At 76.2% G+C, this 664-nt stretch carries 2 pseudogenes; one reads left to right on the forward strand and one right to left on the reverse strand.

Going from position 1 to position 664, the window contains the following annotated elements:
* A pseudogene (locus E1283_RS36790) lies at positions 1 to 404 on the reverse strand (hypothetical protein); the annotation flags it as partial.
* On the opposite strand from E1283_RS36790, the pseudogene E1283_RS36795 reads away from it, so the two are divergent.
* Positions 403 to 664, forward strand: a pseudogene (locus E1283_RS36795) (M6 family metalloprotease domain-containing protein); the annotation flags it as partial. The pseudogenes E1283_RS36790 and E1283_RS36795 sit on opposite strands and share 2 nt — an antisense overlap.

The raw sequence follows: 664 nt of genomic DNA on the forward strand, positions 1-664 counted from the left end.
GTCCCCGTCCCCGTCCCCGTCTCCGTCCCGGCGTCCTCGGCCGGCGCCGTCGACTCGTCCTCCGGCACCTCGGGGATGGCCCCGGCGCCGTCGGACAGCGTGCAGGCCGCCAGCGCGTCGAGGTTGGCCGGCGCGGCCTCGCCCTGCCGTTCGAAGGCCTGCGTGATCCGGTCGAGGACCGCGACCCGCTTGTCCTCCAGCGGGCCGAGGATCGCGTTCCGCACGAAGTTCGGGCCGCCCTCACCGGCGGAGTTCGCCAGCCTGGTGTTCGCCTCGTCGATCTGCGTGACCAGCAGCGCCAGCTCCCGGTCCACCTGGGCCTGCGCCGCGGCCGGCGTGTTGGTGACCAGGACCTGCGGGCAGAGGATGCGCTGGCCGCTCGTCCCCGGCTCCTCCCCCGCCATGGCCGCGGTCACCCCGACCGCGCCCGCCACCACCGAGCACGTCGTCACGCCCCTCGGCGCCCCGGGCACCGAAGGCACCCGCCTGGTGGCCGTCCGCACCGGCGACCACGAGGCGCTCGCCATCGAGGTGCGCGCCCCCGGCGGTCTCGACGACGTCGTCTGCCGCCCCGGCGTCCTGATCTCCCACATCAGCACCGAGACGAGCAGCGGCCTCGGTCCCGTCCGCGTCGCCGACGCCACCCCGGAAAGCCCCGGCTGCC

Source organism: Streptomyces hainanensis (assembly GCF_004348415.1).
Lineage (GTDB): Bacteria > Actinomycetota > Actinomycetes > Streptomycetales > Streptomycetaceae > Streptomyces > Streptomyces hainanensis.